Origin of the sequence: Herbaspirillum sp. 3R11, assembly GCF_004563925.1 — a bacterium.
In the GTDB taxonomy this organism is placed as follows: Bacteria; Pseudomonadota; Gammaproteobacteria; order Burkholderiales; family Burkholderiaceae_D; genus Herbaspirillum.
In genome coordinates this window covers 267,086-293,325 of record NZ_SPNJ01000004.1, presented here as the reverse complement: position 1 = coordinate 293,325, position 26,240 = coordinate 267,086, and the positions used below count along the sequence as shown (strand labels likewise).

Below are 26,240 nucleotides of genomic sequence, written 5' to 3'. Positions count from 1 at the left end.
GTCTAGGGAACGACCGGCGTTGCACCGGCGTCTTGCTGGCATCGTCGTATCGTATCGGGAGTGCATCGGGAGTGAACCTGAAGCGACCGATGATGCGGCTTGCGTCCCGCCTTGTAAATCGTAGCTATTCGGCTTTCGGCGTCTTTCCAGTGGTCGGCGCGAACAGTTTGACCACCTTGATGGCCTGGTTCTGCACCTGGACGATCTCGATGATGCAGCCGGCGATGCGCACCGACACGTTGGCTTCAGGGATGTCGCGCAGCCATTCGAGCAGCAGGCCGTTGAGCGTCTTGGGACCGTCCAGCGGCAGGCTCAGGCCCAGGCGCTTGTTGATGTCGCGCAAGGTGGTGGCGCCTTCCAGCAGGCATTCGCCGTCCTTGTTCCAGGCAAAACTGTCGGCGCGCGCGGCGCCCGGCACCGAGGTGGTGAACTCGCCGATCATTTCTTCGATGATGTCTTCCAGCGTCACCAGACCCTGCACTTCGCCGTACTCGTCGACGATGATGCCAAGGCGTTCGTGGTTTTCCTGGAAGTACTGCAGCTGCGTGAAGACGTCGGTGTCCTGCGGGATGAAATACGGCGCGCTCAGCAGCGCACGAATTTCTTCGCTGGTGATTTCCTCATCCTGGCTGAACAGCATGATCGCCTTGCGCACATGCAGAATGCCGACGATCTGGTTGATCTCGCCTTCATAGACCGGCAGTTTGTTGTGATAGCAGGTGACCAGCTGGTTGCGGATTTCATCGATGGACACCGACAGGTTGAGCGCCTCGACCTGGGCGCGCGGCGTCATGACGTCTTCCACCGAAATCTTCTCGAGGTCGAACAGGTTCAGCAGGATGCTCTTGTGTTTTTGCGGAATGAAGTTGCCGCCTTCGAGCACGATCGAGCGCAGCTCTTCCGGCGACAGGCGCTGGTCGTGGGAACGGCCGCTGGCCTTGATGTGGATGATGCGCAGGATCGTCGAGACGATGATGTTGACCACCCACAGCAGCGGCTTGGCCAGCGCCATCAGCGGCTTGAGGAAGAAGCCGGTGAACAGCGAGATGCGTTCCGGATAAGTCGCGCCGATGATCTTCGGCACGATTTCGGCAAAGATGATCAGCAGGCCGGCCACGCAGGCGGTGGCGATGGTGATGACTTTTTCGTGGTTGCCGAAGGCGGCGATTGCCAGCGCCGTGACCAGCGCGGTCGCCAGGGCATTGATCAGCGTGTTGGCGATCAGGATCAGCGACAGCAGGCGATCGGTGCGTTCAAGCAGCCACAGCAGCGTGATGGCGCGCTTGCTGCCATGCTTGGCTAGATGCCTGAGGCGATGCCGGTTGGCAGCCATCAGGGCGGTCTCGGTCATCGAAAAGAATGCCGAGCAAAGAATCAGAAGTGCCAGTGCAAGAATTTGCACCCATATGGGCACGGTATCCAAAGGGTCACCGTAAGGGAAGTTGATGTAGTCGCCTGCTCCGGCAACGGGTACAAGCCCGGTTCCGTGACGCAAACGAAGCTGGATTCTAACATCAATTCAGAGGGGGAACTTAGGGGGGACCTGCGACGCCTGCTGAAAAACATGCGTCATGAAACTCGGGAAACCTGGTCGGGGTGAGAGGATTCGAACCTCCGGCCTCTACGTCCCGAACGTAGCGCTCTACCGGGCTAAGCTACACCCCGACTGGGTGTGTCGGGGTCGATCAGTGATTGCGATCAACCGCGAACGTTGATAATTCTAGCAAAGAATTTTTGTACTTGCTATCGGGCAGCGACTGCACCGCGTCGGCTGCGCGGCGTGCCGCTTTTTGCGCTTCCTGGCGGGTGTAGTCGAGCGCGCCCGAGCTCGTAATGGCGGCCAGAATCTCGTTGAAATGCTGCTCGTCGCCGTTCTCGATACAGCTGCGCACCAGCTCGCGCTGTTCGGCGGTGCCGTTTTCCATCAGATAGATCAGCGGCAGTGTCGGCTTGCCTTCGCGCAGGTCGTCGCCGACGTTCTTGCCGATTTCGGCGGCGTTGCCGGAATAGTCCAGCACGTCGTCGATCAACTGGAACGCGGTGCCCAGCGAACGGCCGTATTCACCTGCCGCTTCGATACCGGCTTCGTCGGCGCCGGAGATCAACGCGCCCAGCTGGGCGGCGGCTTCAAACAACTTGGCGGTCTTGGAACGGATCACGCGCAGGTAATCTTCTTCGTTGACGTCCGGGTTGTGCATATTGAGCAATTGCAGCACTTCGCCTTCGGCGATCACGTTGGTGGCATCGGCGACGATTTGCATGACGCGGGCGTTGCCCACGGTCACCATCATCTGGAAGGCGCGCGAATACAGGAAGTCGCCCACCAGTACCGAGGCGGCATTGCCAAACAGGGCATTGGCGGTTTCCTTGCCGCGGCGCAATGACGATTCGTCAACAACGTCGTCGTGCAGCAGGGTCGCGGTATGGATGAATTCGATCACGGCCGCCAGCGAGTGGTGGGCCTTGCCTTTATAAGCGTAGGCATTGGCGATCAGCAGCACCAGCACGGGCCGGATGCGCTTGCCGCCGGCGCTGATGATGTACTCCGAAACCTGATTCACCAGCGGGACTTCGGAATAAAGTTGCTGACGGATAACGGTATTGACCTCGCCCATATCGGCAGCTATCGGGTCAATGAAGGAATTGGGCGTAGCGGTTTGGAGAGCGGCGGACAAGGCTGAACCTGTGAAAAATCAAGATTGCCGTGATTATACGATGACAAAGGGACTGCCACGTACCGCCGCGACTGTTTCGAATTGTGCTTTTTCCTGATGGAAATTGCCGTATTGCCATTTTCATCAGGTGTTGCACACGGAAGTCAAGAGCTTTTGACGAGCAGGCTAAGTCTATGTATAATTGGAGGTTTTCCCGATTCGAAAGCCGCTTTTCATGGGCCCAGCAGAGGAGAAAAAGAAAATTTATTCATTCATTTTCGATGAGGTTTCACATGTACGCGGTCATAAAAACCGGGGGCAAACAATACAAAGTTGTCGCTGGTGAAAAATTTAAAGTAGAACAGATACCGGCAGACATTGGCTCCCAAATCACTTTGGATCAAGTGCTCGCAGTGGGCGCAGGCGATACCGTTAAATTCGGTGCGCCATTGGTCGAGGGTGCAACGGTGCTGGTTACTGTCATAGCGCAGGGTCGCCACGACAAGGTCAAGATCTTCAAAATGCGTCGTCGTAAGCATTATCAGAAGCGTCAAGGCCATCGCCAGAATTACACCGAACTGCAAATCGTCTCGATCAACGCTTAATAGCGCAGGTCAAACTAGATACAAGGAGTCCTTAAATGGCACATAAAAAAGGCGGCGGCACTACGCGCAACGGCCGTGATTCAGAGTCGAAGCGACTCGGCGTCAAGGTCTATGGCGGCCAAGCGATCAACGCTGGCGGCATCATCATTCGTCAACGCGGCACCAAGGTTCATCCTGGTGAAAACGTTGGCATGGGCAAGGACCACACTCTGTTCGCTTTGACAGAAGGTAAAGTCCAGTTCGTGATCAAGGGCGTTGCGAAGCGCCAGTACGTTACTGTTGTTGCAGCGGCTGCTTAAGTTTTACTTGAGTCCTGCACATTAGTGACTACATAAGGCGCAAGCCTTAGCAAAAGTTGTTTTAAGGCTCTGCCTCTGGTGGAGCCTTTTTTAGTTTTTAGCTGTCTGGTTTTGTTTTCATCCTGCAGCGCGCAGGCCTGTCGTCCGGTGTGACTAACGTGATCAACGTAACCATCGGCGCGGCTGACGCGACTGTACTTGTAGCTCTAGGAATCTCTGCCTAAGCTACCCGTGTTCCGATCTCATGGCCCATGCTGTTTTCTTCTTGGCGCCGCTGTCGTTCGGACACTGTCTCCGGCGAACGGTCTTCATTGATGCCTACCGCTTGCCCGGCTAAGTTTATTTTAAGCAGAGCTTCTTACTTTTAAGTTAGCGGTAACAATCATGAAGTTTATCGACGAAGCAAAGATCGAACTGATCGCGGGCGATGGCGGCAACGGCGTTGCCAGTTTTTGCCGTGAAAAATTCCGTCCGTTCGGTGGTCCCGACGGCGGCGACGGCGGCAAGGGCGGCAGTATCTGGGCGGTCGCCGACCGTAACGTCAACACCCTGATCGACTATCGTTATTCCAAGCTGCACAAAGCGCGCAACGGCGAAAACGGCCGCGGCTCGGATTGCTACGGCAAGGGCGCCGACGATATCTTCTTGCGCATGCCGGTGGGCACGCTGATCGTCGATCACGTCACCGGCGAGCACATCGCCGATCTGACCGAGCATGAACAAGTCGTGCTGCTGGCGCAAGGCGGCGAAGGCGGCTGGGGCAATATCCATTTCAAGACCTCGACCAACCGCGCGCCGCGCCAAAAGTCCGAAGGCAAAGAAGGTCAACGCCGCGAATTGAAGCTGGAGTTGAAGGTGCTGGCCGATGTCGGTCTGCTGGGCATGCCTAACGCCGGCAAGTCGACCTTCATCTCGGCCGTCTCGAATGCGCGCCCGAAGATTGCCGACTACCCATTTACTACCCTGCATCCGAACCTGGGTGTGGTCCGCGTCAGTCACGAAAAAAGCTTCGTCATCGCAGACATCCCGGGCCTGATCGAAGGCGCCGCCGATGGCGCCGGTTTGGGCGTGCAGTTCCTGCGCCACTTGCAACGCACCGGTTTGCTCTTGCACATTGTGGATCTGGCGCCGTTCGATGATCTGGTCGATCCGGTCAAGGAAGCCAAGGCCATCGTCAAGGAATTGCAGAAGTATGATGATTCCCTGTTCGACAAGCCGCGCTGGCTGGTGCTCAACAAGCTCGACGTCGTGCCGGAGGCTGAGCGCGCCAAGCGTGTGAAAGACTTCGTCAAGCGCTTCGGCTGGAAGGGTCCGGTGTTCGAAATCTCCGCGCTGACGCGCGATGGTTGTGAAGATCTGATCAATGAAATCTACAAGTATCTGGAACTCAAGCGCCATCAGGAACATCGCGCCGAAGAAACCCAGATGACCGAAGAAGCGCGCGGCATTTCCTCGATCGATCCGGACGACCCGCGTTTCAAGGTGATCGACTGATCTTCTGCAGGTAAATCTGCAGGTAAATCGTTTACTATCTTGTTCTCGATGCATGTCCGTCGACACCTCTGGTGCGGCGGACATTTGAATTTTACGACCCGGCCGATCTCCTCCAACAACATGCATTCCGTCATACAACAAGCCAAGCGGCTGATCATCAAAGTCGGTTCCTCGCTCGTGACCAACGATGGCAAGGGGCTCGACAGCGCTGCCATCGCCATGTGGGCCGAGCAGATCGCGTACTTGCGCACGCTTGGCAAGGAAGTGGTGCTGGTCAGTTCCGGCGCGATCGCTGAAGGCATGCAACGCCTCGGCTTCGATCGCCGTCCGACCGGCGTGCACGAATTGCAGGCCTGTGCCGCCGTCGGCCAGATGGGTCTGGCGCAGATCTACGAAACCAGTTTCCGCGCGCATCAACTCGGCACTGCGCAGGTGCTGCTTACGCACGCCGACCTGGCCGATCGCGAACGTTATCTCAATGCGCGCTCGACCTTGTTCACGCTATTGCGTTTCGGGGTGGTGCCGATCATCAACGAGAATGACACTGTCGTCACCGACGAAATCAAGTTTGGCGACAACGACACGCTTGGCGCACTGGTCGCCAATCTGATCGAAGCCGATGCGCTGATCATCCTGACCGACCAGCGCGGCCTGTACACGGCCGACCCGCGCCGCGATCCCGATGCCCAATTTGTGCATGAAGCCAAAGCAGGAGACCTCACGCTGGAAGCCATGGCGGGCGGTGCCGGCAGCGGCATCGGCCGCGGCGGCATGCTGACCAAAATACTCGCGGCCAAGCGCGCCGCCACCTCGGGCGCGCACACCGTGATTGCCTGGGGGCGTGAAGAGCGCGTGTTGAGCCGCCTTGCTGCCGGCGAAGCCATCGGCACGCAATTGACGGCGCAGACCGCGCAGCTGACTGCACGCAAGCAATGGATGGCCGATCATCTGCAGACCGCCGGTCGCGTGGTGCTGGACGACGGTGCCGTGCAGAAGCTGACGGCCGAAGGCAAGTCGCTGCTGCCGATCGGCGTCACCGAAGTGGCGGGCGAATTCGGTCGCGGCGATGTCATCACTTGCGTCGACGCAAGCGGCAAGCCTGTGGCGCGCGGCATCAGCAATTACGCCAGCTCGGATGCGCGCCGCATCGTGCGTCATCCTTCGTCGGAAATCCTGTCCATCCTCGGCTTTGTCGAAGAGTCCGAACTGATCCATCGCGATAATCTGGTGCTGGTGTAAGGTAAAAATCCACCGGAAAAACAAAAGGGGCGCAGTGTTCAGCTGCGCCCCTTTTGCTTTCTGCGTCGCCAGGACTTACTCTCTGGCCGGATCGATCGGACGATTTTCACGCAGGCGGTTGCTGATTTTTCTCAGATCGCCGTCCAGCAGGCCGATCTGGCAGAAATAGCTCTTGTAGAGCGCCGCGTCCTGGCGATTGGCGCCGGCATCCTTGATGCGTATCCATTTGTCGTGGCGTGAACGCGACCAACTGCCATCGCTGCGACCAAAGGCGTACTGCTTGATCTCGTAAGTTTCGCAGCGAATGCCCGAGTAGATGATATTGGTGGCGCCGCCGCTGCTCTTGGTCACCATGATGTAGCGCACGACGTTGTCGCTGCCGATGCTCAGGGACTTGAGGTCGACATAGGATTTGGAAGTGGTGGTCGGACCGACGTAGAACTCGGCGAGATTCTCGGGCAGTGGTGCGGGCGGCAACTGCACGGCGATCTCTTGCCACGGCTTTTCTTCATCGTCGAATTCTTCGTCGAAGTTGCCCAACTGCTGAGCGAAACTGAGCGTGGCCGAGCACAGCAGCAGACCTGCCGCCAGGATGCGCGCAAGTCGGTGTGAAGCAAAGGTATTCCAGAAGCGTTGGGACATGAAGATTCACTTAGTGGTGGGCGGAGTGGCGGATTCGCAAGGATCCGCCTGTTGAGCGTTGCCGGGATGATCTGACGACACATGCTCGGCTTTGGCCGCAGCATCGGGACGACGATGCCCGGCATGCGGCCTCGCCAGGAAGCGTGACAGCTCCTTGAGCGCCTGCTGATAGACATCGCGTTTGAACTCGATGACCACGTCCAGCGGCACCCAATAGTCGTGCCAGCGCCAGGCATCGAATTCAGGATGCGAAGTCAGTCGCAGGTTCACGTCGCAATCGCGGCCGACCATGCGCAGCAGGAACCAGATCTGCTTTTGCCCGCGATAATGGCCGCGAATTTCACGCTTGATGAAATGATCGGGCACCTCATAGCGCAGCCAGTCGCGCGTGCGACCGATGATCTTGACGTGTTCCGCCTTCAGGCCGATTTCTTCTTCGAGTTCGCGAAACATCGCCTGTTCGGGAGTTTCGCCATGTTTGATTCCGCCTTGTGGAAATTGCCACGAATGTTCTCTAACCCGCTTGCCCCACCAGACTTCATTCTGGGCATTGAGCAGGATGATGCCGACGTTCGGGCGGAAGCCTTCTCGATCCAGCATGGTGTACCTCAAAACTTTCTGCGGCAGGGCGTCCTCTCTTGCCCTATCCGGCCTCCGCTGGCAATTGCTCGATAATTGTCAGCACGCGCCTTTATCGGGCGCGGCAAAGACCGGCACATCAACCTGCGATGTGCATGAAACAGGGATCAAATATGCAAAGAGTGGGCGCATCAGCCAGCTAATCCTTTAAAATTAGGTTGATTATAAACCTTCCTCTTTTAAAAAGAACTCATCGTCATGCGCGCCTCCCGATTTTTTATTTCCACCTTGAAAGAAGCTCCTTCCGACGCCGAAATCGTCAGCCACAAGCTGATGATGCGGGCCGGGATGATCAAGCGGCTCGGCTCCGGGATCTACACGTACATGCCGATGGGCCTGAAGGTAATCCGCAAGGTGGAAGCGATCGTGCGCGAGGAAATGAACCGCTCCGGCGCCATCGAATTGCTGATGCCGGTAGTGCAGCCGGCCGAGCTGTGGCAGGAAACAGGCCGTTGGGACAAGATGGGCGCCGAACTCATGCGCGTGAAGGATCGCCACGGCCGCGACTTCGCCATCCAGCCGACCTCGGAAGAAGTGGTTACCGATGTTGCCCGCACCGAGCTGCGCAGCTACAAGCAGTTGCCGGTCAACTTCTATCACATCCAGACCAAATTCCGCGACGAGCGCCGTCCGCGTTTCGGCCTGATGCGCGGCCGCGAATTCACCATGAAGGACGCCTACTCCTTCGACCGCGACATCGACGGCCTGAAGAAGTCCTATCAGGTCATGTATGACGCCTACGTCCGCATTTTCACGCGCTTCGGCTTGCAGTTCCGCGCGGTCGCCGCCGACAACGGCGCCATCGGCGGTTCCGGTTCGCATGAATTCCACGTCATCGCCGCCACCGGCGAAGATGCGCTGGTGTATTGCCCGACTTCCGACTACGCCGCCAACATGGAAGCGGCCGAAGCAGTTGCCGTCAACGCCACGCGCGGTGCGGCCACAGAAGCGCTGACCAAGACTGCGACACCGGGCAAGGCCAAGTGCGAAGCGGTGGCCGAGCTGCTCAAGCTGCCGCTGGAGCGCACCATCAAGTCCATCGTGCTGACCGTCGAGAAGGAAAAGCCGGAAGACAAGGAAGTCTGGCTGCTGCTGCTGCGCGGCGATCACGAACTCAACGAAGTCAAAGCCGGCAAGATCCCCGGCCTGGCGGGCTATCGTTTCGCCAATGAAGCCGAGATCGTCGAATGGTTCGGCACGCCGCCGGGCTACCTCGGCCCGATCGGCACCAAAAAGCCGGTCAAGGTCGTGGCCGACCGCACCGTCGCCAACATGAACGATTTCGTCTGCGGCGCCAATGAAGCCGACTTCCACTTCACCGGCGCCAACTGGGGCCGCGATCTGCCTGAGCCTGTCGTCGCCGATATCCGCAACGTCGTCGAAGGCGACGCTTCGCCGGATGGCAAGGGCGTGCTGGCGATCCAGCGCGGCATTGAAGTCGGTCACGTGTTCCAGCTCGGCACCGCCTATTCGGAATCGATGAAGGCGACTTACCTCGACGAAGCCGGCAAGCCGCAACCGCTGCAAATGGGTTGCTACGGCATCGGCGTCACGCGCATTCTGGGCGCCGCCATCGAGCAGAATTTCGACGACAAGGGCATCATCTGGCCGGCCACGCTGGCGCCGTTCGAAGTGGTGCTGTGCCCGATGGGCTATGACCGCAGCGAAGCGGTCAAGACTGAAATTGACAAGCTCTACGACGCGCTGGTCGCCGCCGGTGTCGACGTCATCCTGGACGACCGCGGTGAACGCCCGGGCGCCATGTTTGCGGACTGGGAACTGATCGGCGTGCCACACCGCGTCGTCATCGGCGATCGCGGTCTCAAGGACGGCCAGATTGAATACCAGGGACGTCGCGACACTGCAGCGACACCGGTGCCGCTGGCCGACGCGCTGGCGTTCATCAAGGGCAAGCTGGCCTGATCGGAGCTCGCCGCCGGATGCGGTTTGCCCGGTTCGTCCTGATGCAGGTGTGCGGTCTGCAATGGCTTGTTGCCATTGCCGCCCACGCCGGCAATCAAAAAGAAGAGCAACTGGCGAATTCGCTCCGCTCGGTGCTCACGCAAGCGGTGGCGGACGCCCGTCCGCCGAAGCCGCAATTTTCCACCATCGAAGAACGTATCGCCTACCTCAACTGGCTGGGCGAGATGTCCGATCGTCTGCGCGAGATCGTCCCTGACCGGCGCGGCCGTCTGGAGTTGCTGGAAAGCGCCTGGTATGAAGCGCGCCGTGCAGGACTCGATCCGGCCCTCGTGCTCGGGTTGATCCAGGTCGAATCGGCTTTCCGCAAATATGCGATCTCGTCGGCCGGCGCCACCGGCTACATGCAGGTGATGCCGTTCTGGACGCGCGTCATTGGCGACGGCGACCGCCGCAAGCTGTTCCACATGCGCAGCAATCTGCGCTACGGCTGCGTGATTTTGCGGCTCTATCTCGACCAGGAAGGCGGCGACTATTTCATGGCGCTGGGGCGTTACAACGGCAGTCGTGGCCAGGGCGAGTATCCGAATGCGGTCTTGAGTGCGTGGAAGCGCTGGGAGTATGGTGATTCCACCGCGCAAAAAGGAGAGGGAACCAGCGCCGCAACCATCGTGCGCTGATTCCCTCTGTCGGCGTCGCTAGTCCAGTCTGCCGGGTAAATCGTTTACTGCAAATCTTGCCGTTACTGCGTCGTCGCCGGCACGATCGTCACATCCTTGCGCAGGATGCCGCCGGAAGGCGCGCTGCCCTCCACATCGCTCGGGCTTTGGATGCGGCGCTGGCAATCCGCCTGATCACTGGCGGGCAGGCTCTTGCAGCGGTCCACTGCGTTCGAGGAGTATTGCGCCTGCTGGCCGTCATTCAGCTTGCCTTGCTTGGCCTGCTGATAGGCGGCGCCGGCTTCGCGCAGACAGGTCGCCTTGTCCTGGTTGGACTGGCCGCTGGTGCAGACGGCTTTTTCACGTTGATATTGCGCATCGAGTTCGGTGTTGCTCTTGCCGGCCGCGAAAGCGCAGGTGGCGGCGAGCAAACCTGCTGCGGCGATGCTCAGTGCTGCAGCTGTCTTGCGCAGGCCCGGATGGGCCAGATTCTGTTGAGAGAATGTCATGCTAGAGTCCTTTCAGGTGACGTCCATGAGATCTAGACTCCGGCCGAAAACCCAAAGTTCAGCCGGCGACAGAGATATCGGCGTCCTGTAGGAATGCACTGTCGGTGCATGACACTGTGCGTGCCTGAAGCACGCCCAAAAACAAAAACGCCCGCGCGTTGCGGGCGTTTTTGTTTTGCAAGGAAGTCTGCAAAAACCTGTATTGCTTATTTCAAATGGCCGGAAATCAGCTTGGTCATTTCAAACATCGATACCTGTTTCTTGCCGCCGAACACGACTTTCAACTTGTCGTCCGCGTCGATATTGCGCTTGTTCTCAGGGTTTTGCAGATTGTGTTTCTTGATGTATTCCCAGACCTTCTTGGTCACTTCAGTACGTGGCAGAGGTTTCGCGCCCACGACTTCAGCCAGCGCTGCGGACGGTGTCAGCGGCTTCATGAAGGCGGCGTTGGGAGTACGTTTGACGGCTGGTTTCTTTGCTGCCGGCTTGGCTGCTGCTTTTGGTGCTGCGGCCTTCTTTGGTGCGGCGGCTTTTACTGCAGGCTTTGCTGCTGCTTTTGGTGCTGCCTTTTTCGGTGCTGCGACTGCTTTCTTCGGTGCTGCTTTCGGTGCTGCTTTTGCTACGGGCTTCTTCGCTGCGGCTGCGGGTTTTTTGGCTGTGGCCATCTGTAAGCCTCCTTAATAAGAGATCAAGCAAGGAAAGAGTTGAATGCGCAAATCACGCACCAGCAATAGTGGTGCGGTTTTCCCGGCGATGCAAGTGTTTTTTAGCGCTTTTCGGGGCGAAAGCACGCTATAAGCAACGACGATTGCGAAAACCCGCTTCGCTCCTCTCAAAAAGCCGCCCGGCGCGGCTTTCGCACTGTGCCGGGACACCCTTCAAAGCGGTCTCAGCGCATGCCCGGCATCATGCCTTTCATGCTGCGCATCATCTTCATCATGCCGCCGCCTTTGAGCTTCTTCATCATGGTCTGCATCTGGTCGAACTGGGCCAGCATGCGATTGACTTCCTGCACCTGCACACCGGCGCCGGCGGCGATGCGACGCTTGCGCGTAGCCTTGATCAGTTCCGGCTTGGCGCGCTCCTGCAGCGTCATCGAGTTGATGATGCCTTCCATGCGGCGCACCTGTTTTTCAGCCTGGTCCATGTTGGTCTTGCCGGCGGCTTGCTGCATCTGGGCCGGCAGTTTGTCCAGCAGGCCGGCCATGCCGCCCATCTTTTTCATCTGGCCGAGCTGGGCCTTGAAGTCGTTGAGGTCGAACTTGCCGCCACCCTTGATCTTTTGTGCGAGGTCGTTTGCAGCAGCGACGTCGACGCCTTTGCGTGCTTCTTCGACCAGCGCCAGGATGTCGCCCATGCCGAGGATGCGGTTGGCCATGCGGCTTGGATCGAAGGCTTCCAGACCGTCGAGTTTTTCGGCCACGCCGGCGAACTTGATCGGCTTGCCGGTGATGTGGCGCACCGACAAGGCGGCGCCGCCGCGCGAGTCGCCGTCCAGCTTGGTCAGCACGATACCGGTCAGCGGCAGTGCGTCGCTGAAGGCCTTGGCGGTATTGATGGCGTCCTGGCCGAGCATGGCGTCGACCACGAACAGGGTTTCGATCGGCTTGACGGCCGCGTGCACGGCGCTGATTTCCTGCATCATCGCTTCGTCGATGCCGAGACGGCCGGCGGTGTCGATGATCAGCACATCATGGAAATGGCGCTTGGCGTAATCGAGTGCAGCCAGGGCGATGTCGACCGGCTTGTCGGTGGTCTTGGTCGGGAAGAAGTCGGCGCCGGCCTGGGCCGTCACGGTTTCCAGCTGGCCGATCGCGGCCGGACGGTAGACGTCGGCGGAGACGGTCAGGACTTTTTTCTTGGTGGTTTCGCGCAAGTACTTGGCGAGCTTGCCGACGGTAGTGGTTTTACCGGCGCCCTGCAGACCGGCCATCAGAATGATCGCCGGCGGTTGGGTGGCGAAGTTGAGCTGCGAGGCTGCCGGACCGAGGTCGGCGCCCATCAGGCTGGCCAGCTCGCGTTGGACCACGCCGACCAGCGCCTGGCCCGGGGTCAGCGAACCGATGACTTCTTCGCCGAGGGCTCTTTCCTTGACCTTGGCGATGAACTCGCGCACGGCCGGCAGGGCGACGTCGGCCTCGAGCAGCGCCAGGCGCACTTCGCGCAGCATCTCGGCGGTATTGGATTCGGTCAGGCGCGCCTCGCCGCGCATGGTTTTGACGACTTTGGCAAGGCGTTGGGTGAGATTGTCGAGCATGATGAACCGTTATCTTGAAGAAATGGGCGCGGGCCGCGCTGAAAAATTCGGGCGAAAATCGTCCGGGCGCAAACCGCCATTTTACCCGATCGCACCGCGCCTTAGCGGCTATCCCTGCCCGCGCTTGAGCAAGAGTAGGGGAAAGTACGGTATTGTTCTCGCTGCAGGATTTGTGTATACAGTGGCCTTGCACAACATGAATGGACGGTTCTTCCCACGAGGAAGGCGCATATCAACCCGCGGCGTACTTCGCTCGCGGCGCAAACATAACGACAGGAGAGAGAGATGCACAAGAAACTCATCGCGGCGGCGGCAGTCGCCATCATGGCGGCAGGCGCTTCCTTCAGCGCAGGCGCACAGGAAGTGATCCGCCTCGGCAACCTCAAATTCGCCCACTACGGCGCGGTGTCCTATATCAAGGAAATCGCCCCGAAATGCGGCATCAAGGTCGACGAAAAAGTCTTCGCCAAGGGCCCCGACGTGATGCAGGGCATCCTCGCGGGTGAACTCGACGTCGGCACCACCGCCTCGGAAGCCGCCATTTCGGGCCGTGCCAACGGCGCGCCGATCTATGTTGTGGCCGGTTTCGCCAAGGGCGGCGCGCGTCTGGTGGCAGGTAAGGATTCCAACATCAAGTCGGTCAAGGACCTGAAGGGCAAGAAGGTCGGCGTCACCCGCGGCGGTATCCATGAAGTGCTGCTCGACGCCGAACTCGGCCAGAACGGCCTGACTTCCAAGGACGTGACCATCGTCTACCTGGCGTTCGCCGACCTCAACCAGGCGCTGCTGGGCAAGAACATCGACGCCATGATGCAGAGCGAGCCGCAATCTTCGCAGGCGATCAACAAGGGCTACGGCGTCGAAGTCATGAAGCCGTACGACACCCCGATCGGCGAGCCGGTGCGCACCATGGTGATGACCGAGAAGTTCTACAAAGAGAAGCGTCCGCTGGCCGAGAAGTTCATGCGCTGTTTCCTGGAGGCGACCAAGACCTTCATCGACAACAAGGAAACCGCCGAGAAATACGTGCGTGAAGTCATCTTCAAGAACCAGATCACCAAGGAAGACTTCTACGACGCCATCGGCAATTCGCCTTACGCCTATGACATCACCGCCGAGCATATCCAGATCACCACCGACACCATGGCCAAGTACGGCACGGGCAAGATGGCCAAGCCGCCGGTCGCCAAGGATTGGGTGAAAACCGATCTGCTGGAGCAAGCCAAGAAAAGCATGAACCTGAAGTAATTCGTCAAGTAACAAGGAAACAGCGATGGCAAAACAAAAAATTGGGGGAGCCCTGGAGGGATTGCTGGTGCCGGTGGCGGTGATCGCCATCTGGCAGGCGGCGTCTTCACTGGGCTGGATTAATCCGTTGGTTTTGCCGTCGCCGTGGGCGGTGGTGCACAAGTGGTTCGAGTACGCCGCACCGCTGAAACCGTATGACCCCGCCGAGGGCAGCTGGCTGGCCTGGCTGTTCTCCGGCGAGTTGCTGATGGACGCCATCGGCAGTCTGTATCGCGTGGTGGTCGGTTTCCTGATCGGCGCCGGTCTGGCCTTGCCGCTGGGTTTGCTGATGGGTTCCAGCCAACGTGTCTATCGCCTGATGAATCTGACGGTGCAGGTGATCCGTCCGATTCCGCCGATTGCCTACATCCCGCTGGCGATCCTGTGGTTCGGGCTGGGCAATCCGCCGGCGCTGTTTCTGATTTCGCTGGGCGCGTTCTTCCCGGTGCTGATGAACACCATTGCCGGCGTGCGCCAGGTCGACAGCATTTACCTGCGCGCGGCGCGCAACCTCGGCGCCAGCCAGCGCACGCTGTTCGTGCGCGTGATGCTGCCGGCCGCCGTGCCGTACATCCTGTCGGGCGTGCGCATCGGCATCGGCACCGCCTTCATCGTGGTGATCGTGGCCGAAATGATCGCGGTCAGCAACGGCCTCGGTTTCCGCATCATGGAAGCGCGCGAGTACTTCTGGTCCGACAAGATCATCGCCGGCATGATCACCATCGGCCTGCTCGGCCTGGCGATCGACCTTGGCATGAGCCGCCTGAATAATTACATGCTGCGCTGGCATCGCGGACTGGAGAGCTGACATGAACGCATCCCAAATCGTCATTACCGGCGTCAACAAGGTTTTCAAAAGCGACGAGCGCGAAGTGGTGGCCTTGAAGGACATCAATCTCGACATCCCGGACGGCCAGTTCGTCTGTCTGCTGGGCCCGTCGGGTTGCGGCAAGTCGACCTTGCTCAACGCCATCGCCGGCTTCGCCCTGCCCAGCAGCGGCAGCATCACCACCGACGGCAAACTGGTCACCGAGCCGGGGCCGGATCGCGGCATGGTGTTCCAGGAATACGCGCTGTTCCCCTGGATGACGGTCGAGCAGAACGTCGCCTTCGGCCTTGAAATCAAGGGCGTCGGCAAGGCCGAGATCCAGGCGCGCGTGACGCAACTGCTGGACAAGCTGGGCCTGATCGATTTCCGCAGCCGTTTCCCCAAGGACCTGTCCGGCGGCATGCGCCAACGCGTGGCGATTGCCCGCGTGCTGGCGCTGGATTCGCCGATCATGCTGATGGATGAACCGTTCGGCGCGCTCGACGCCCTGACGCGACGCAATTTGCAGGACGAGTTGCTGCGCATCTGGGACGAGTTCAAGAAGACCATCGTCTTCGTCACCCACAGTATCGAAGAAGCCATCTACCTGGCCGACCGCATCGTTGTCATGACCTATCGTCCCGGCACCATCAAGCGCGACATCACGGTCACGCTGCCGCGCCTGCGCGATCCGGCCGACCCCGAGTTCAACGCCTTGAAGCGCGAACTCGGCCAACTGGTCATGGAAGAGCAGCAGCGCCATCATCACGACGAGATGCGCGCCGCCGCCGTCGACTGAGCATTGTTTTTTGCTGTTTTGCCCCCACTCTATTGTTACGTGCCAAAGCAATAGAGTGGGGTTGCATTTGCCTTTCGGTAAGTGCGCTAGGCTCTCTTCGGCGCCTTTTTGCCGCCCCTCCCGCAGTCAGCGAAGTGACGACATGGTGTAAACTTAGTCGATGCAAACTTATTTTTTCATTCTGGCTGCGCTCCTCTATCTGGGCTGCGCCTTCCTGCCTTCCGAGCGGCGTCTGCCGATTTCCCTCGGGACGGTGATCGGATGGCTGCTGCACGGCGGCGCCCTGGTCTACGACATGTTTGCTCCCGACGCCGTGCGCGTCGGCTTTGCGGTGATGCTGTCGGCCACGATGTGGGTCTCGGTGGCGGCTTACTGGCTGGAAAACCGCAACTTCTCGCTCGACAGCCTGCGCGTGCTGGTGCTGCCGGTGGCGGCGGTGGCGGTGATCCTGCCGAGCGTGTTCCCGGGCAACATGGTTGAGCTGGCCGGCAAGTCCGACTGGTTCCTTTGGCACATCGCGATTTCCATCCTGGCCTACAGCACGCTGACCATCGCGGCCTTCCACGCCGTGCTGATGGTGCTGCAGGAGTCGCGCCTGCATACGCGTCCAAAGATGGGCGCGGCGCAGCCGGGCTGGTTCTCGATCGCGCTGGACCGCTTGCCGGCACTGCTGACGATGGAAAAAATCCTGTTTCGCCTGATTGCATTCGGTTTCGTTTTGTTGACCCTGACAGTCTTGTCGGGCGTCGTGTTCTCCGAGCAGTTGTTCCAGAAGGCGTTCCGGTGGGATCACAAGACGATCTTCACCTTGTTGTCCTGGGGCCTGTTCGGTTTATTGCTGGCGGGACGCAAATGGCAAGGCTGGCGCGGTCGCACCGCGCTCAGTTTCACCCTCGCCGGGTTTGCCATTTTGCTGCTCGCCTATGTCGGCAGCCGCTTCGTGCTTGAAGTCGTGCTGCATCGGATCCTCGTATGAAATATCTCATTTGGCTGGTGATCGCCCTGGCGGTCGTGGTCTGGTTCCAGCGCGCCAAGAAATCCATGGCGGCCGGCGCCGCCTCTTCCCCGGACCGCGAAGGCGCGCGCCGCAATCCGTTCGCGCGCAAGCGCAACGAGCCTCAGCAACAGATCGAGGCCATGGTGCAATGTGCACATTGCGGCATTCATTTCCCGGCTTCGGAGTCCATCAGCAACGCTGCCGGCACCGTGTTCTGCAGCGAAGAACACCTGCGTCTGGCCTCGTCCTGAGATGAACACGCCGGCGCCGGTCATGGACATCGCCGCCGACGGCTGGTGCAGCCAGGCGCACCGCCAGCCGTCGCCCAACTTTGACGCGCGCGCCGAAGGTGTGGCCGCCGAGCTGCTGGTGATTCATAACATCAGCCTGCCGCCGGGCCAGTTTGGCGGATCCTTCATCGGCGACCTGTTCTGCAACCAGCTGGATTGCGATGCCCATCCGTATTTCGACCAGCTGCGTCCCTTGCGGGTGTCGGCCCATTTCGTGATCCAGCGCGACGGCGCTCTGATCCAGTTCGTCTCGGCCAACGACCGCGCCTGGCATGCCGGCGTGTCCAGCTTCAACGGACGCGAGCGCTGCAACGACTTTTCCATCGGCATCGAGCTCGAAGGAACTGACTTCGAACCCTTCACTGACCTTCAGTACGAGGTGTTGGCGGCGCTCACCGACGCCCTGCGACTACGCTATCCGCTGGCCGATGTTGCCGGTCACGAGCACATCGCTCCCGGTCGCAAGACCGACCCCGGTCCATTTTTTGACTGGGCGAGATTCCGGAAAAATTTCTATTGCCTTGCAGAACAAGCGCAATTGCGCTTCCCTGCTGGGGGCAGCGGAAGTCAAGCGTAAAACATATAAAAATATCCAGAAATAGCGGTTGCATCTGACGATGCCAGACACTAGAATTAGTCTCAATCATTCCTTTGGGACTAGATGTAGTGTTTTTGGTAAGTAAAGCTTTAGTCGTTCTTCGGGTTGGAAGTAGCTGTTCACGGTTCGCTGCGGTAGGTATAAAGCGCCGGATCAGGCTCTCAAGAGGGGCCCGGACAGATTCGGCAAGGTTGGCTTCACGGTTGGGCTCCATTGAAGGTGACGGGTCTTGAGGCAAGCAACAATTCAAACGATGTCTCGGCAGTCCTCTCATCTCAGGCTTTCTCAGATTTTTCAGGCTTTCTCAAGTTTTCTCAGATTCATTTAACAGTTCGGAACAGGTAGCAACCAGGCGGCTGCACTCAGGCAGCGGCATTGGTGTTGTCCTGTTCCCGGTATTTCGTGAACCTCTCTCCGTTTCGGTATCTATATAGAGAGAAGGTTCTATTGGCAACGCGGGCAGTTTTTGCTGCCCATCAATCACAGTTTTAGGAGGCTCAGTGCGCTCTACTCAAGAAATTTCCGCTAAATCCCCCGCAGATTTTGGCGTCATCCCCACCGCAGGCAATCATGACGAAGCCGCGCCATCGCAGCTGATCAAGCCGATTTCCGGTTTGGGCGAATACCGCATCATCCGCCGCAACGGCGCGGTGGTTGGCTTTGAACCATCGAAGATTTCGATTGCCGTGACCAAGGCGTTCCTCGCCGTCAACGGCGGCCAGGGTGCAGCCTCGGCGCGTGTGCGCGAAATGGTCGAGCAGCTGACCGACAGCGTCGTCTCGGCCCTGGTGCGTCGCCAGCCGACCGGCGGCACCTTCCATATTGAAGACATCCAGGACCAGGTCGAACTGGCCCTGATGCGTTCCGGCGAACACGACGTCGCCCGCGCCTACGTGCTGTACCGCGCCAAGCGCATGGAAGAGCGCGCCCAGCAACAAGGCAGCGCCGCCAAGAGCGATTTCGCCGCACCGCAACTGCACGTGGTGGAAGACGGCCAGAGCCGCCTGCTGGACCTCGACGAAGTCCGCACCCTGATCACCGCTGCCTGCGTCGGTCTGGAAAAGCACGTTGACGCCGACGCCATCCTGGCCGAAACCGTCAAGAACCTGTACGACGGCGTGCCGGTGGAAGAGCTGCACAAGTCGGCCATCCTGGCTGCCCGCGCGCTGATGGAAAAAGACCCGGCCTACAGCCAGGTCACCGCGCGCCTGCTGATGCACACCATCCGTAAAGAAGTGTTCGGCAAGGAAGTCGCGCAAGCTGACGCGCCTGCTGAATACCTGGACTACTTCGCCAAGTACATCAAGAAGGGCATCGCCGCCGACCTGCTCGACTCCAAGCTGGCCCAGTTCGATCTGGTCAAGCTGGCCGATGCCATCAAGCCTGAGCGCGACCTGCAATTCGGCTACCTCGGCCTGCAAACTTTGTACGACCGTTATTTCCTGCACATCCAGGGCACCCGCATCGAAATGCCGCAAGCGTTCTACATGCGCGTCGCGATGGGCCTGTCGCTCAACGAAATCAACCGCGAAGAGCGCACCATCGAGTTCTACAACCTGCTGTCGTCGTTCGACTTCATGAGCTCGACACCGACCCTGTTCAACTCGGGCACCCTGCGTTCGCAACTGTCGTCGTGCTACCTGACTACCGTTGCCGATGATCTGGACGGCATCTACGAAGCCATCAAGGAAAACGCGCTGCTGGCCAAGTACGCCGGCGGTCTGGGCAACGACTGGACTCCGGTCCGCTCGCTGGGCGCGCACATCAAGGGCACCAACGGCAAGTCGCAAGGCGTGGTGCCGTTCCTGAAAGTGGTCAACGACACCGCCGTCGCGGTCAACCAGGGCGGCAAGCGCAAGGGCGCGGTTTGCGCCTACCTGGAAACCTGGCACATGGACATCGAGGAATTCCTCGACCTGCGTAAAAACACCGGCGACGACCGCCGCCGTACGCATGACATGAACACCGCCAACTGGATCCCCGACCTGTTCATGAAGCGCGTGATGGAAAAGGGCGACTGGACTCTGTTCTCGCCATCCGATGCGCCTGACCTGCACGACAAGTTCGGCCGTGCCTTCGAAGAAGCCTACATCGGCTACGAAGCCAAAGCCGCACGCGGCGAACTGAAGCTGTTCAAGAAGATCGCCGCGCTGGACCTGTGGCGCAAGATGCTGTCGATGCTGTTCGAAACCGGCCACCCATGGATCACCTTCAAGGACCCATGCAACATCCGTTCGCCGCAGCAACACGTCGGTGTGGTCCACAGCTCGAACCTGTGCACCGAGATCACCCTGAACACCAACGAATCCGAAATCGCTGTCTGCAACCTGGGTTCGGTCAACATGCCGGCCCATCTGGTCAACGGTGAAATCGACCACGCCAAGCTGCAAAAGACCATCCGCACTGCAATGCGCATGCTCGACAACGTGATCGACATCAACTACTACGCGGTCAAGAAGGCGCGTGACTCGAACCTGCGCCACCGTCCGGTCGGCCTGGGCATCATGGGCTTCCAGGACTGCCTGCACATGAAGCGCGTACCTTACGCATCGATGGACGCGGTGGCATTCGCCGACCGTTCGATGGAAGCTGTCTGCTACTACGCTTACCTGGCATCGACCGAACTGGCGGAAGAGCGCGGCCGTTACAGCTCCTACCGTGGTTCGCTGTGGGATCGCGGCATCCTGCCGCAGGACTCCCTGAAGCTGCTGGCGGAAGAGCGTGGCGGTTATCTGGAAGCCGATACGTCCGAAACCATGGATTGGTCGATCGTGCGCGGCCGCATCAAGGAGTTCGGCATGCGCAACTCGAACTGCGTGGCGATCGCACCGACCGCAACGATTTCCAACATCATCGGCGTGTCGGCCTGCATCGAACCGACTTACCAGAACCTGTATGTGAAGTCGAACCTGTCCGGCGAATTCACCGAAATCAACGAGTACCTGGTGCGCGACCTGAAGGCCCGCGGCCTGTGGGACGAAGTCATGATTTCCGACCTGAAGTACTTTGACGGTAGCCTGGCCAAGATCGACCGCATCCCGCAAGACCTGCGCGACATCTACGCCACCGCCTTCGAAGTCGAACCATCCTGGCTGGTGGAAGCAGCATCCCGCCGTCAGAAATGGATCGACCAGGCGCAGTCGCTGAACATCTACATGGCCGGCGCCTCGGGCAAACGCCTGGACGAAACTTACAAGCTGGCATGGTTGCGCGGTCTGAAGACCACGTACTACCTCCGCACCATCGGCGCGACGCATACCGAGAAGTCGACTTCCAAGACCGGCGCGCTGAACGCGGTGGCGGTGGACGGCGGCATGAGCCATAGCGCAGCGGCTGCGGCTGCAGTTGCAGCGGCGCCGGCATCGATGACGGCGTCTGCGGCGAGCATGGCAACCGTGGCGGCGGCAGAAGTCGAAGCCGACGGCGAAGCATGCTACCTGCGTCCCGGCGATGATGGTTTCGAAGAGTGCGAAGCTTGCCAGTAATCAAAACGCAGTAACTACAGGCAACCGCCGCCGGCAAGTCCGGCGGCAGTCTTCTCCGGAAGATGAACGCGTCGCCTGAATCAATGTCATAAGTCACATCCCGGCCGCGCCGGGACGTCAAAAGTAAATAAAGTAAAGGATCAAAAAATGCTCTCTTGGGATGATGAAGTGAAGGCGACGCCGGCACCATCCGCGCCACGCGCCTCGCAAACGCCTCAGCCTCAATTGCAATCGGCCGCCGTAAATGCACGTCCGCAGTTTTCCGACGTGGCCCTGAATCCTGCTCTGGTTACCAAAGACGAAGCGCCGGTTGATGTGACCCGCCGCGTCAACGCCGCCGACAAGCGCATCATCAACGGCCACACCGACGTCAATCAACTGGTGCCGTTCAAATACAAATGGGCCTGGGACAAGTACCTGGCCGGTTGCGCCAACCATTGGATGCCGCAGGAAATCAACATGCAGCGCGACATCGAACTGTGGAAAGATCCGAACGGTCTGACCGAAGACGAACGCCGTCTGGTCAAGCGCAACCTCGGCTTCTTCGTCACCGCCGACTCGCTCGCCGCCAACAACATCGTGCTGGGCACCTACCGCCACATCACTGCGCCGGAATGCCGCCAGTACCTGCTGCGCCAGGCGTTCGAAGAAGCGATCCACACCCACGCCTACCAGTACATCGTCGAGTCGCTGGGCCTGGACGAAGCCGAGATTTTCAACGCCTATCACGAGGTGAAGTCGATCCGCGACAAGGACGAGTTCCTGATCCCGTTCATCAACACGCTGACCGATCCGCAGTTCACCACCGGCACGACAGAGAATGATCAGAAGCTGCTGAAGTCGCTGATCGTTTTCGCGTGCATCATGGAAGGCCTGTTCTTCTACGTCGGCTTCACGCAGATCCTTGCACTGGGTCGCCAGAACAAGATGATGGGCGCCGCCGAACAGTATCAATACATCCTGCGTGATGAATCGATGCACTGCAATTTCGGGATCGATCTGATCAACACGGTGAAGATGGAGAACCCACATTTGTGGACGCCGGAATTCAGAAACGAAATTAAATCGTTGTTTTTAAGCGCCGTAGAGTTGGAATATCGTTACGCAGAGGATACAATGCCGCGAGGCGTGCTAGGTTTGAATGCGCCGATGTTCAAAGGCTACTTACGGTTCATCGCTAATCGTCGCGCACAGCAAATCGGACTTGATCCGCTGTTCGCGCAAGAAGAAAATCCGTTTCCGTGGATGAGCGAGATGATCGATTTGAAGAAGGAGCGCAACTTCTTCGAAACCCGAGTCATCGAGTATCAAACCGGAGGCGCGCTTAACTGGGAATGATGTGCCCATCTCGTCAATGCTCTTCAGCGAGATCTGTGAGGCACACAGCGGTCGGATAGCTTGCAAGATATCCGACTGCCAAAAACGGAAGGCTTTCACCAAATTTAATGAACAGTAAAAGACCGAAACGATCTTCTCTGTTATCGCCGCTTGACTCGATCAAATCGGGTCAGGCGGCTTTTCCTTTGAAAAACCTGAAGGTTTTTCGGGAATAGTATTCCTGACGCTAGCGTGTAATCCGCTGGCGTTTTTTTTGGTTGTGGCGTTCGCGAAGGCGCGAAACGAGGCTCTGAGCCCCTGAACAAGCGGGGCAGAGGTCCAACCAAGATAGCTGAAGTGCTGCATACATGAGGGGATGCAGCAGTTCAGCTGGTGCCGAATTCATTAGCGCAAGCAGAAGCTTGCTTGTGCCGATGAATAATCCGCCTGCATCATCGCGATGGTACAGACGGGTTTCTTAAATCAAGCTTGATTTTTTCCATCACGTGAAGAAGGAGAAACAAAATGGCAACAGCAACAAAGAAACCAGCAGCGAAGAAGCCTGCTGCAAAGAAGCCAGCGGTCGCCGCTAAAAAGCCGGTTGCAGTCAAGAAGGCAGCAGCTCCTAAGAAGGCAGTCGCCGCCAAGAAGCCAGTAGCTAAGGCAGCAGCAAAGCCAGTGGCAAAGAAAGCAGCAGCTCCTAAAAAAGCAGTTGCAGCCAAGAAGCCAGTAGCGAAGAAGGCAGTTGCAGCGAAGAAGCCAGTCGCCAAGAAGGCAGTCGCAGCGAAGAAGCCGGTAGCAGCGAAGAAGCCAGTGGCGAAGAAAGCAGCAGCTCCTAAGAAAGCAGTTGCAGCCAAGAAGCCAGTAGCGAAGAAGGCAGTCGCCGCTAAAAAGCCAGTCGCCAAGAAAGCAGTCGCAGCGAAGAAGCCAGTAGCAGCGAAGAAGCCAGTGGCGAAGAAGGCAGCAGCTCCTAAGAAGGCAGTTGCAGCGAAGAAGCCAGTCGCGAAGAAGGCAGTCGCCAAGCCAGCGGCTAAGAAGCCAGCCGCCAAGCCAGCTGCAAAGCCGGCCGTCAAGGCAGCAGCTAAGCCAGCAGCAAAGCCGGCAGCGAAGAAGCCAGTCGCCAAGAAGGCAGCTGCTAAGCCTGCGGCTAAAAAGCCGGCAGCTAAGCCAGCCGCTGCAGCAGCTCCTGCTGTGAAGACTGTGCTGAACCCGGCAGCAGCTTGGCCGTTCCCAACAGGCACAACACGTCCTTAATCGGATTTGGCCTGGCGCCTGAGTAATCAGGTGCAAAAATACCGCTGTGTGATTCGTTCATGCAGCGGTTTTTTTTCGCCCACACCATGAGCACCGACCGAACGTCTTAGTCTTTTTTAATTATTCGCCGTCCCCACATAGGGAAAACGGCTGCATGGTTTAGTATGTGCACCAGAGGGCCTCCGCAGCGCGGAGATCGCGTAAACAAGTAAGCAGCTTCTTATGGAGAGTGACCGTGTTGCATAGCATTTTCATGTTGATCGTTGACGCCATCGCCAGCGTGCTCGCCGGGGTGCTGTTGCTGCGTTTCTGGATGCAGGTGGTGCAGGTGCGCCCGCCGGCTTCGGTGGGGCAGTTCGTGTTCCAGTTGTCGGACTGGTTGGTGAAGCCCTTGCGCAGGATCCTGCCGGGCGTCGGCGGCTATGACTGGGCCAGCCTGGTCGGCGCGTTCCTGGTGGTGCTGCTGTCGATTATCGCGGCGCTGGGATTCGCCTCGGGGTTTGATTTTCAACCCATCATTCTGCTGTCGCTGGTGCGCTTCTTCCAATGGATTTTCTACGGCTTCATGGCCACGCTGATCATCGAAGCGATCTTCAGCTGGGTCAATCCGTATGCGCCGCTGGCGCCATTCGTACGTGCGCTGAACGAGCCTTTGCTGCGCCCGCTGCGCAAGGTCCTGCCGCTGATCGGCAACGTCGACCTGTCGCCGCTGGCGGCGTTGATCCTGCTGCAGATTGCGGTGCGCCTCGTCAGCACGCTGATCCTGTCGATCGGATAAAGCCAATTCTGATCTGATGCCAGACACATCAGAAACAACAAAGCCGGCGTGGGAAACCATCGCCGGCTTTGTTGTTTCTGCCTTCGTGTCTTGTCTGCCTACTTCTTTTTTGCAGCCCACTGCTGCAACGCCTGCAGCGTATTTTCGACGTGCTTGTCCGGATTCATGCTGCTGTATTCATACAGGATGGCGTGGTCCGGCGTGATGACGTAGGAGGTGCGGCTGGCATAGTCCGACTTGATCATCATCACGGCGTCATAGGATTTCATGATCTTCTTGTCGGTGTCGGCGGCCACGGCAAACTTGCTGCGGCATTCGCTCACGGAGAATTTGTTGAGCGTCTCGATCTTGTCGTTGGAGACGCCGATCACCGTGGCGCCGAGCGCTTTGTAGCGATCGATGGCGTCGGCGAACAAATGGGCTTCAATGGTGCAGCCGGTGGTGAACGCGGCCGGGTAGAAATACAGCACCACCGGGCCCTTCTTGAGCGCGTCGGCCAGCGAGAATGTCGATACCTGGCCGCCGAGCGAAGCCTGTGCCGTGAAGTCCGGCGCCTTGTCGCCAGCTTTCAGGGCTGCCATGGCGCCGGGCGTCGCCAGCAGGGATGCCGCACATGAGACGAGGAGTGTGGAAACGAGGCGTTTCATGTTCAATCCTTCAACGAGCGGCGTGCCGATGGCGACGCCGGGTACGATCAGACGAAGCGGTAGCCGAAGGCCTTGTGGAAACGGTCGTCGATTTCAGCCAGGGTAGGGGCGTGGTTCTGCGGTCCTTGCGACGCGATCTTGATCGAACCCATCAGGCTGGACAGGCGGCCGATGGTGGCCCAGTCCATGCCCTTTTCCAGACCGAACAGCATGCCGGCGCGGAAGGCGTCGCCGCAACCGGTCGGATCGGCGATGGTCTCGGCCGGTACGCAAGGGATGTCGATCTTCTGGCCGTCGGCGTAAATCTCTGCGCCCAGTTCGCCGCGCGTGACGATCAGCGCGGACACTTGTTGTGCGATCTGCTCCAGGCTCAGGCCGGTGCGGGTGGTCAGCAATTCGGCTTCGTAATCATTGACTGCGACATAGGTGGCGAGCTCAATGAAATGCTTCAGGTCGTCGCCGCTGAACATCGGCAGGCCCTGGCCCGGATCGAAGATCAGCGGGATCTTCTGCTGGGCGCTGTGCTCGGCGTGCTGCAACATGCCATCGCGGCCGTCGGGCGCGACGATGGAGAACTTGACCGCGCCGGCATCGGCGACCTTGTTCTCATGCGAAAAGGTCATGGCGCCCGGATGGAAAGCGGTGATCTGGTTGCTGCCCGCATCGGTGGTGATGAAGCATTGCGCGGTGAACGAACTGTCGATCACGCGGATGTTGTCGGTAGAAATGCCGAGATCCTTGAAGCGCTGCAGGTATGGCGCGCTGTCCTGGCCGACGGTCGCCATGATCACCGGTTCGCCGCCCAGCAGCTTCAGGTTGTAGGCGATGTTGCCGGCACAGCCGCCGAACTCGCGCCGCATCGTGGGCACCAGGAAGGACACGTTGATCTTGTGCAGCTGATCGGCCAGCAGGGCTTCGGAGAAGCGGCCGTCATATTGCATGATGTTGTCGTAGGCGAGCGAGCCGCAAATCAGTGAACTCATGGCGTAGTCTGAAAAAGTTGAGAATGCAGCATTGTAGAAGAATCCCGTCGCCCTTGCGTTTTTTGTTGCGGCCCGCGGGC

25 protein-coding genes and 1 tRNA gene are annotated in these 26,240 nt (G+C 59.1%); 16 read left to right on the top strand and 10 right to left on the bottom strand.

Annotated features, from left to right (window positions below):
• Positions 1–124 precede the first annotated feature (124 nt).
• From E4P32_RS18285 to ispB, 3 genes are all read right to left on the bottom strand, one after another.
• Complete coding sequence (locus tag E4P32_RS18285; protein ID WP_116436630.1) at positions 125–1,423, bottom strand: HlyC/CorC family transporter; 1,299 nt, start codon at positions 1,421–1,423, stop codon at positions 125–127.
• A gap of 165 nt (positions 1,424–1,588) precedes the next feature.
• Positions 1,589–1,665 (bottom strand) — tRNA-Pro (locus tag E4P32_RS18280).
• A 20-nt stretch (positions 1,666–1,685) separates the two neighbouring features.
• Entirely contained in the window at positions 1,686–2,675 is a 990-nt protein-coding gene (ispB, locus tag E4P32_RS18275) for an octaprenyl diphosphate synthase (protein ID WP_116436629.1), read from the bottom strand.
• A gap of 272 nt (positions 2,676–2,947) precedes the next feature.
• Between ispB and rplU the strand changes: the two genes are divergently transcribed.
• The 4 genes from rplU to proB all read left to right on the top strand — a co-directional run bounded on the left by rplU (position 2,948) and on the right by proB (position 6,291).
• The gene (rplU, locus tag E4P32_RS18270) at positions 2,948–3,259 is read left to right on the top strand and encodes a 50S ribosomal protein L21 (RefSeq protein ID WP_116436658.1); all 312 of its coding nucleotides are present in this window, start codon (positions 2,948–2,950) and stop codon (positions 3,257–3,259) included.
• A gap of 35 nt (positions 3,260–3,294) precedes the next feature.
• The gene (gene rpmA, locus E4P32_RS18265; RefSeq protein WP_016834239.1) at positions 3,295–3,558 is read left to right on the top strand and encodes a 50S ribosomal protein L27; all 264 of its coding nucleotides are present in this window, start codon (positions 3,295–3,297) and stop codon (positions 3,556–3,558) included.
• 384 nt (positions 3,559–3,942) lie between these two features.
• On the top strand, positions 3,943–5,052 hold the full coding sequence (gene obgE, locus E4P32_RS18260; protein WP_116436628.1) for a GTPase ObgE: 1,110 nt from the start codon (positions 3,943–3,945) through the stop codon (positions 5,050–5,052).
• 120 nt (positions 5,053–5,172) lie between these two features.
• Complete coding sequence (gene proB / locus E4P32_RS18255; RefSeq protein ID WP_116436627.1) at positions 5,173–6,291, top strand: glutamate 5-kinase; 1,119 nt, start codon at positions 5,173–5,175, stop codon at positions 6,289–6,291.
• Positions 6,292–6,366: 75 nt separating this feature from the next.
• Here proB and E4P32_RS18250 read toward each other — a convergent pair whose 3' ends face one another.
• Positions 6,367–6,933 (bottom strand): CNP1-like family protein, encoded by a 567-nt coding sequence (locus E4P32_RS18250; RefSeq protein WP_233526774.1) that lies wholly within the window; start codon positions 6,931–6,933, stop codon positions 6,367–6,369.
• Positions 6,934–6,939: 6 nt separating this feature from the next.
• Entirely contained in the window at positions 6,940–7,533 is a 594-nt protein-coding gene (locus tag E4P32_RS18245; protein WP_116436626.1) for an RNA pyrophosphohydrolase, read from the bottom strand.
• A gap of 237 nt (positions 7,534–7,770) precedes the next feature.
• Between E4P32_RS18245 and E4P32_RS18240 the strand changes: the two genes are divergently transcribed.
• Positions 7,771–9,495, top strand: a complete 1,725-nt coding sequence (locus E4P32_RS18240) for a proline--tRNA ligase (RefSeq protein WP_116436625.1) — start codon at positions 7,771–7,773, stop codon at positions 9,493–9,495.
• 17 nt (positions 9,496–9,512) lie between these two features.
• Positions 9,513–10,172, top strand: coding sequence for a lytic transglycosylase domain-containing protein (locus tag E4P32_RS18235; protein ID WP_116436624.1), 660 nt, complete (start codon positions 9,513–9,515; stop codon positions 10,170–10,172).
• A gap of 62 nt (positions 10,173–10,234) precedes the next feature.
• On the opposite strand, the gene E4P32_RS18230 is transcribed toward E4P32_RS18235, so the two are convergent.
• The 3 genes from E4P32_RS18230 to ffh form a co-directional block, all read right to left on the bottom strand.
• On the bottom strand, positions 10,235–10,660 hold the full coding sequence (locus E4P32_RS18230) for a hypothetical protein (protein WP_116436623.1): 426 nt from the start codon (positions 10,658–10,660) through the stop codon (positions 10,235–10,237).
• Positions 10,661–10,866: 206 nt separating this feature from the next.
• A complete protein-coding gene (locus E4P32_RS18225) occupies positions 10,867–11,325 on the bottom strand; it encodes an SWIB/MDM2 domain-containing protein (protein ID WP_116436622.1) in 459 nt (152 codons plus the stop codon).
• Positions 11,326–11,549: 224 nt separating this feature from the next.
• Positions 11,550–12,917 carry a signal recognition particle protein gene (ffh, locus tag E4P32_RS18220; protein ID WP_116436621.1) on the bottom strand — a complete coding sequence of 456 codons (1,368 nt, stop codon included), beginning with the start codon at positions 12,915–12,917 and terminating at the stop codon, positions 11,550–11,552.
• Positions 12,918–13,202: 285 nt separating this feature from the next.
• Between ffh and E4P32_RS18215 the strand changes: the two genes are divergently transcribed.
• From E4P32_RS18215 to E4P32_RS18170, 10 genes are all read left to right on the top strand, one after another.
• Entirely contained in the window at positions 13,203–14,165 is a 963-nt protein-coding gene (locus tag E4P32_RS18215) for an ABC transporter substrate-binding protein (RefSeq protein WP_116436620.1), read from the top strand.
• Between the two features lie 25 nt (positions 14,166–14,190).
• On the top strand, positions 14,191–15,012 hold the full coding sequence (locus E4P32_RS18210; protein ID WP_116436619.1) for an ABC transporter permease: 822 nt from the start codon (positions 14,191–14,193) through the stop codon (positions 15,010–15,012).
• A 1-nt stretch (position 15,013) separates the two neighbouring features.
• Positions 15,014–15,811, top strand: coding sequence for an ABC transporter ATP-binding protein (locus E4P32_RS18205; RefSeq protein WP_116436618.1), 798 nt, complete (start codon positions 15,014–15,016; stop codon positions 15,809–15,811).
• A 160-nt stretch (positions 15,812–15,971) separates the two neighbouring features.
• Complete coding sequence (ccsA, locus tag E4P32_RS18200) at positions 15,972–16,787, top strand: cytochrome c biogenesis protein CcsA (protein WP_116436617.1); 816 nt, start codon at positions 15,972–15,974, stop codon at positions 16,785–16,787.
• Positions 16,784–17,059 carry a PP0621 family protein gene (locus E4P32_RS18195; RefSeq protein WP_116436616.1) on the top strand — a complete coding sequence of 92 codons (276 nt, stop codon included), beginning with the start codon at positions 16,784–16,786 and terminating at the stop codon, positions 17,057–17,059. The genes ccsA and E4P32_RS18195 overlap by 4 nt, the downstream gene beginning before the upstream one ends.
• 22 nt (positions 17,060–17,081) lie before the next feature.
• Positions 17,082–17,675: a 1,6-anhydro-N-acetylmuramyl-L-alanine amidase AmpD gene (gene ampD, locus E4P32_RS18190; RefSeq protein ID WP_233526773.1), complete on the top strand. Its 594-nt coding sequence runs from the start codon at positions 17,082–17,084 to the stop codon at positions 17,673–17,675.
• A gap of 521 nt (positions 17,676–18,196) precedes the next feature.
• The gene (locus E4P32_RS18185) at positions 18,197–21,181 is read left to right on the top strand and encodes a ribonucleoside-diphosphate reductase subunit alpha (RefSeq protein WP_116436614.1); all 2,985 of its coding nucleotides are present in this window, start codon (positions 18,197–18,199) and stop codon (positions 21,179–21,181) included.
• A 147-nt stretch (positions 21,182–21,328) separates the two neighbouring features.
• Positions 21,329–22,519 (top strand): ribonucleotide-diphosphate reductase subunit beta, encoded by a 1,191-nt coding sequence (locus tag E4P32_RS18180; RefSeq protein WP_116436613.1) that lies wholly within the window; start codon positions 21,329–21,331, stop codon positions 22,517–22,519.
• 504 nt (positions 22,520–23,023) lie between these two features.
• Positions 23,024–23,752 (top strand): histone H1-like DNA-binding protein, encoded by a 729-nt coding sequence (locus E4P32_RS18175; protein WP_116436612.1) that lies wholly within the window; start codon positions 23,024–23,026, stop codon positions 23,750–23,752.
• Between the two features lie 235 nt (positions 23,753–23,987).
• Complete coding sequence (locus E4P32_RS18170; protein ID WP_053201110.1) at positions 23,988–24,530, top strand: YggT family protein; 543 nt, start codon at positions 23,988–23,990, stop codon at positions 24,528–24,530.
• A gap of 98 nt (positions 24,531–24,628) precedes the next feature.
• Here the strand turns inward: E4P32_RS18170 and E4P32_RS18165 are convergent, their stop codons facing one another.
• On the bottom strand, positions 24,629–25,177 hold the full coding sequence (locus tag E4P32_RS18165) for a peroxiredoxin (RefSeq protein WP_116436611.1): 549 nt from the start codon (positions 25,175–25,177) through the stop codon (positions 24,629–24,631).
• 47 nt (positions 25,178–25,224) lie between these two features.
• Entirely contained in the window at positions 25,225–26,160 is a 936-nt protein-coding gene (locus tag E4P32_RS18160) for a carbohydrate kinase family protein (RefSeq protein WP_116436610.1), read from the bottom strand.
• Positions 26,161–26,240 lie beyond the last annotated feature (80 nt).